General features: G+C 25.2%; 5 protein-coding genes and 1 other RNA gene. All 6 read right to left on the reverse strand.

What is annotated here, in order from left to right; translation table 11 throughout:
- Positions 1-32: 32 nt before the first annotated feature.
- Positions 33-1,067 carry a patatin-like phospholipase family protein gene (locus AYC59_RS06965; protein WP_066896843.1) on the reverse strand — a complete coding sequence of 345 codons (1,035 nt, stop codon included), beginning with the start codon at positions 1,065-1,067 and terminating at the stop codon, positions 33-35.
- An 11-nt stretch (positions 1,068-1,078) separates the two neighbouring features.
- Positions 1,079-1,780, reverse strand: coding sequence for an ABC transporter ATP-binding protein (locus AYC59_RS06970; protein ID WP_066896845.1), 702 nt, complete (start codon positions 1,778-1,780; stop codon positions 1,079-1,081).
- Positions 1,781-1,795: 15 nt separating this feature from the next.
- Positions 1,796-2,719: a manganese-dependent inorganic pyrophosphatase gene (locus tag AYC59_RS06975; RefSeq protein WP_066896847.1), complete on the reverse strand. Its 924-nt coding sequence runs from the start codon at positions 2,717-2,719 to the stop codon at positions 1,796-1,798.
- An 86-nt stretch (positions 2,720-2,805) separates the two neighbouring features.
- A complete protein-coding gene (locus tag AYC59_RS06980; RefSeq protein WP_082752744.1) occupies positions 2,806-4,227 on the reverse strand; it encodes a nicotinate phosphoribosyltransferase in 1,422 nt (473 codons plus the stop codon).
- A gap of 131 nt (positions 4,228-4,358) precedes the next feature.
- Positions 4,359-5,948, reverse strand: coding sequence for a ClC family H(+)/Cl(-) exchange transporter (locus tag AYC59_RS06985; RefSeq protein WP_066896849.1), 1,590 nt, complete (start codon positions 5,946-5,948; stop codon positions 4,359-4,361).
- A gap of 25 nt (positions 5,949-5,973) precedes the next feature.
- Positions 5,974-6,312, reverse strand: a transfer-messenger RNA (tmRNA) gene (gene ssrA, locus AYC59_RS06990).
- Positions 6,313-6,387: the final 75 nt, after the last annotated feature.

The raw sequence follows: 6,387 nt of genomic DNA on the forward strand, positions 1-6,387 counted from the left end.
AGTTTTTTGGTATATGTTCTAAAAGGTCTTCTTTATTTATTTGCATAATTATTTAATATTTCTGAAATTCTAAGTATCTTATTTTTAAACCAACTCTTCTTTGTCTTTTCTTTAAAGAATATTTCTAATTTATCTTTATGGTTTTTTAAATAATTTTCTTCTAAAGAATTTAATAACTCTTTAGGTATCTTATCTAACTTTAAATTTTTAGAATAATCATTAATTCTTACATATTGATTTTCATTACATATATTTTTTAATATATAGTCTGTTGATTCTACACTAGTTCTCATTGTAACATCTACTAAAGAAAATCCCATAGAAATAAGACCAAAATCATTATCAGAACTTTTAAATACTGAATTAAGAACCGTATTTAATAAAAAATTAGATCCAAATATTTTTTTCATACTTTTATTAGACACATTTTCTATTTCATTTTTTTTATTTGTATATCCTGTACCTATAGATAGTACTTTTATATCATTAAATTTAATCCCCTTTTTAAAAGCTTCAGAAAATCCAATTAAGCTAGGATTATTACAATATATAGAACCATCTATATACATATTATCATTAACTATATGAGGATTAAAAAATCCTGAAGCTGATGATGATGCAACTATTGCATCAACCAAACTAAATCTATTTTCTTTTTTTATTTCTTCTGTACTCTTAATAATATTAATACTAGAATTAGAATAATCTACACTAGGTATTATAAGTTCAGTTTTCAAATCTTCATAATCATAATCTTTTAAATATTCATCTACAACATCATATAAATTTTTTGAACTGTATATTTCAGAAAAAAGACCTTTTTGTCTTAGTTTATCACTAGTCGTATTAAAGATTTTTTTATACCATTCCATATATAAGTCTAGTATTTCATCAGCATTTTTACCAAGTGCTATAAGAGTTGCTATAATAGATCCTGTACTTGTTCCAATAACTAAATCAAAATATTCATATAAATTAATATTAAATTCTTTTTCTATTTTAGATAGCATTTTAATTGTATATAATCCTTTTAATCCTCCGCCGTCTAAACTTAAAATTTTATACATTATCCCCTCCATTACCATTCTAATTCTTCTACATTTTTAGGGCTAGTATTTATATCAATATTCTTTATTTTAGCATCATGAATATGTATAATTTTATCAGCTATTTCAGATATAGCACTATTATGAGTTACTATTATTACGGTTATATTCTTATCTTTAGATAATTTTTTTAGTAATTTTAAAACTTGTATCCCTGTCTTATAATCTAATGCTCCTGTTGGTTCATCACAAAGTAATATTTTAGGCATCTTTGCTATTGCTCTTGCAATAGATACTCTTTGTTGTTCTCCACCTGAAAGTTGTGAAGGGAAATTGTTAGCTCTTTCATATAAACCTAATTCTCTAAGTATTTCATAACTATCCACAGTATTATTAGCTATATCTGTTGCAAGTTCTACATTTTCAAGTGCAGTTAAATTAGGTAGGAGATTATAAAATTGAAATATAAAGCCTACATCAAATCTTCTATAATCAGTAAGTTCTTTATTATTAAATTTAGCAATATTTTTACCATCTATAAATATATTCCCGCTATCTGGTTTTTCCATTCCACCTAAAATATTTAATAAAGTTGATTTACCCGCACCTGAAGTACCTAAAATAACAACAAATTCACCCTTTTCAAGTGAAAAAGATATATTATTATTTGCAATAATTTTATTATTAAATACTTTAAATTTTTTAACAACATTCTCAAGTTCTATATAACTCATAATAACACCCCATATTTATCTATTTTTTATAGAGTTTGTTAAAGGTGGTATAACTTGTTTTTTTCTTGAAACTACACCTTTTAATACTATTAAATCATTTTTTATTTCTTCATTAAATGCTTTTGATACTACTTCTAAATTATCCCCTAAAACTATTCCAAGTGAGTCATTAGTTAATATATTAGTTATAATAAATATAACAAAATTTAGACCTTCTTTTGATCTTAAATTTTCCATTTCTATCATTAACTTTTCTTTTCTTTCTAATATTTCAGATTCATTTACAGTATTCACTTGTGCTACTGCCATTCTAATATCATCTACTTCAAATATTTTCATATCCATATTAAGTAATTCATTTTCACTCTTAGATCCAAGATTAGTCCCTGCTTTTAACATTTCTAAACCATATTGTTCTAAATCAACTTCTGCTATATTTGCTAATTCTTTACCTGCTTTTATATCAAATTCAGTACAAGTTGGTGATTTAAATAATAATGTATCCGAAATTATCGCACTTAGCATAAGTCCAGCAATTTTTTTGCTTGGTAATAAACCATTTTCTTTATATAAATCTAATACTATAGTTGAAGTACATCCTACTGGCTCAAGTCTCATTTTTAATGGATCTCCTACATTAAAATTAGAAACTCTATGATGATCTATAACTTCTAATACTTTTGATTCCTCAAAACCATCAGCTGTTTGGGTTCTTTCATTATGATCAACAAGTATTACATTACATCCTGAAATATTTTCTATTAATTCAGGTGCTTCCACTCCAAAATAGTTTAAAACATATTTTGTTTCTTCATTTAAATTACCTAATCTTCTACTTTCACTATCACTACCTAATTTATTTTTTAATTCTGAATATGCAATTGCAGAACATATTGCATCTGTATCTGGATTTTTATGTCCAAAAATCAATGTTTTCATTGTTCCTCCTCTATTTTATTTACTATATATTAATTATACAATCATTTAAGATATAGGTCAATATTAAAATTAACTCCTTGTAGGAGTTAATCTCTTTCTATTTTAGGAATAGGAAATAAATTTTCATTTTCTCTTACTTCATCAAGAGTATATTCTTTTAATATTTCACCATTTTCATAAACTAAATTAAGTATACTATCTTTATGATACTCATTTTCTTTTAAATTAGAAATATTTACTGTTAATATATTCCCTGATTCATCTCTAATTAAATCTAATCTTCCTTTTTTACTTACTTTACCCTTATCAGTTATAGGATCTTTATATACATCTATTAATTTATTATTAACTTTAACACAACTACATTTCATAGCAAATTTATGAGTGTCTCTATTTATACTAGAATGCTTATTACCTTGAAGTAATGCACCACCACAACCTAAAGCTATATTTTCAGCAGAATAACCATTTTCCTTCATTGATTTTAAAATATCCCAAATAGTATCTTCATATATACCATCACCTTGTAATATTCTTATTTTATTTATTACCTTATAACCTTTAGAATTTAATGTATATCCAAATTTTTCTTCAGTAACTTTTAAAGTATAAAGTACATTAGTAATGGCATCTCCACTATCTGGTCTTATAACTAAGTTTCCATCTCTTTCTAGTATTTCTTCTTTCAAAATATTAGAAAATATGCTATTTACTGCATGAAAATAGTTATAACTATCACTTACTATAGATACAAGTCCCTTAGGGAATTTATGTAACATATTTCTATAAGCATCAACTTCACCATTCATTGTCCAAGATGTCATTGTTGAATGTTCTGATGCTGGTATACTATACCCTGCCATATCTGAGTTATAGTATTTTCTACCAAATATTATAGATTTTAAATTATCTGTTCCTTTAAAATTAGTTAAATGGGCAAGTCCTCCAATTCCGGCACTTTCCTCACTTGAAACACCCCTATATCCAAAATCATGGAATTTAAAAGGTAGTTCTTCCTCATAATTATCAGAAGTTTCTCTTAAAAAATATGATATAATTTGTTTAACTTTAAAAGAAAAAGTTGAAACTGTTATAGGATACCATATTTTTAGTAATAAAGTTTCAAACCATCCAACAATCCAAGCCACCTTAGTATCTGTTGATTCAACAGTCACCAAAACATTATGATTTTTAATTACTGCTCCTTCAGGAACAGCTCTTATTCTTAAAGGTAATTTACCATCTAATTCTCTTACTATATATTCCCAACCTTCTCTATTAAAAGGTAATCCGTGAAGTTTTAAAATTTCATCTGCTTCTTCTATCATTTCTTTTGTAATTCTTTTAGTTAAATATTCTTTTAAATAATATTGTAACCCAAAAAATTTAGTATATCCGTATAATCCACCACGGCTTTCTATATAATCATGCATATAAACAGTATTTTCAGGATATTGTAAAAAATGCGATGACTTATATGAATCCGTCATTAATATTAAATTTTCCAATTTTCCACCTATTTCTTTATTTTTATATATATATATATTATAGTTTATAACATTTACACAAATATTGCAACTTTATTCTTAAAATAATAAAAAGATGTATTACAATAGCAACACATCTTATCTATCTAATTTTAATTTAAATATGTTTCAAGTCCTAATTCTGAAATTTTTTCTTGATGTATCTTAGCTGTATTTTCATCAGTTAAAAATATCAATATATCAGAATCTAATACCATAGTTTCTCCATTAGGAATAAATTCTTCATTTTGCCTTCTAATCCCTACTATTAATAGATTTTTAGGCCATTTAATATCTTTTACTTTTTTATTCGATAAACGCGAATCTGCTGTAACTGGTATTGTAAATGTTACCATTTTACTAGATATTAAATCTTCTTCATTTCCTATCATCTTTTGATATAGAATTTCATAAACTGATTCTTGTTTTAGAAGTTCAGAGATCAAATATGTTATCGTTGATGCCATCGTTAATGAGAATAAATTTGTAAAATTTCCACTCATTTCAAGTATAAGGACTATACCTGTTATTGGTGATCTAACTACAGCTGTAAAATATGATGTCATTGCTATTAAAACAAATAAAGTACCATAACTTTCTGAAAATCCAAAATTATTTACTAAAACTGATCCAAATATTTTCCCTATTAAAGCTCCTATTACAAGTAAAGGTAAAAATATACCTCCAGGAGTTCCTGTTGCATAACAAAGCATCAAGAAAAAGAATTTAGCTACAAGTAATAAAAGTAAAAATTTAATTGTCATATTACTATCAAATAATTTTTCTACTAATTCATGACCTCCACCAGTTACCTCTGGTAAGAATATAACAACTAGTAAAGAAATTATAGCTACAATAGAAAATTTTGTATAATTTGAAAGTTTTATCTTTTTATATACATTTTTGAATTTTATTATGTAATAATTAAATGCTAAAGCACCTAATACCATTATTATTGAAATTAAAAATATTAAAAATAAATGTAATAATATACTTTTAAAATCATAAACTATTGGTGAAACAAAAGTAAATTTTTCAAATGATAATCCAGTTCCTAAAATCATTTTAGAAACAACATTTGAAAATAAAGTTCCCATCATTATACATATTAGCAAGACTGGAGAGAAAAATTTATGTAATTCTTCAACAGCAAATATAGCTCCTGCAAGAGGTGCATTAAATGCAGCTGCAAGACCAGCACTTGATCCACAAGTTATAAGGTATTTTCTTTGAACTTCAGTTCTTTTAGTTACCTTATTAATAGCATCACCAACTAAAGCTCCCAAATGAATAGACGGTCCTTCTCTTCCCATAGAAAATCCAATAAATATAGCTAATAATCCTGAAATAAACTTAGTAACTAGTTCTGGGAACCAATTAAACTTAAACTTATTTTGTACTATTCCCATTACCTGTGGTATTCCACTTCCTGAGATTAGAGGATATTTATTAATTGTGAATTGTATAAAACAAGCAATCAATATAAATAAGAATATTATTCCTACAAATGAAAAAATATTATTTGAATTTTTTATCATTTCATTTCTAGCTAAAGTTGCTACTTTTAATAGATATGTGTATGATGAAACTATAGCTCCTGTTAATATACCTGTTAATATAGAATAAAGTATTAATTTAATTCTAATTTTTCTACTATAAAAATCTTTAAGAGACTGAATTGTTTCATATATCCCTTCTTTCATTTCATATCACCTTTTAAATAAAAAATGGTGGAAGTGACGAGAATCGAACTCGTGTCCAAAAGAAAAAGCACCTATAAAATTCTACAAGTTTAGTTTATTTATTTTTTTAACATTTAAGTGATAAATAAACAAAATCTTAAATGCGATCCTATTTAATTTCTCTAATACATATAGAAATAATATTAGATAAGTCATTAAAATATGACATCATTAATTGAATAATGACACTTCAAATAATGATGTTAGCTGAACTAAGCAGCTAAAGCGTAATTATTGTTTCCAATTATTTTAAGTATTTTTTTAAGAGAATGACCTCTACTTGCTAATTATAGACTTTTTAATTTGTCGAAACCAAAACACTCCCATTCACTTTATTATATCAATTTTAAAGTTAAAAATCAAATATTTAAAGACAATTTTGCAGAGTGAAATTTGAAAT

Source organism: Pseudostreptobacillus hongkongensis (assembly GCF_001559795.1).
In the GTDB taxonomy this organism is placed as follows: Bacteria; Fusobacteriota; Fusobacteriia; order Fusobacteriales; family Leptotrichiaceae; genus Pseudostreptobacillus; species Pseudostreptobacillus hongkongensis.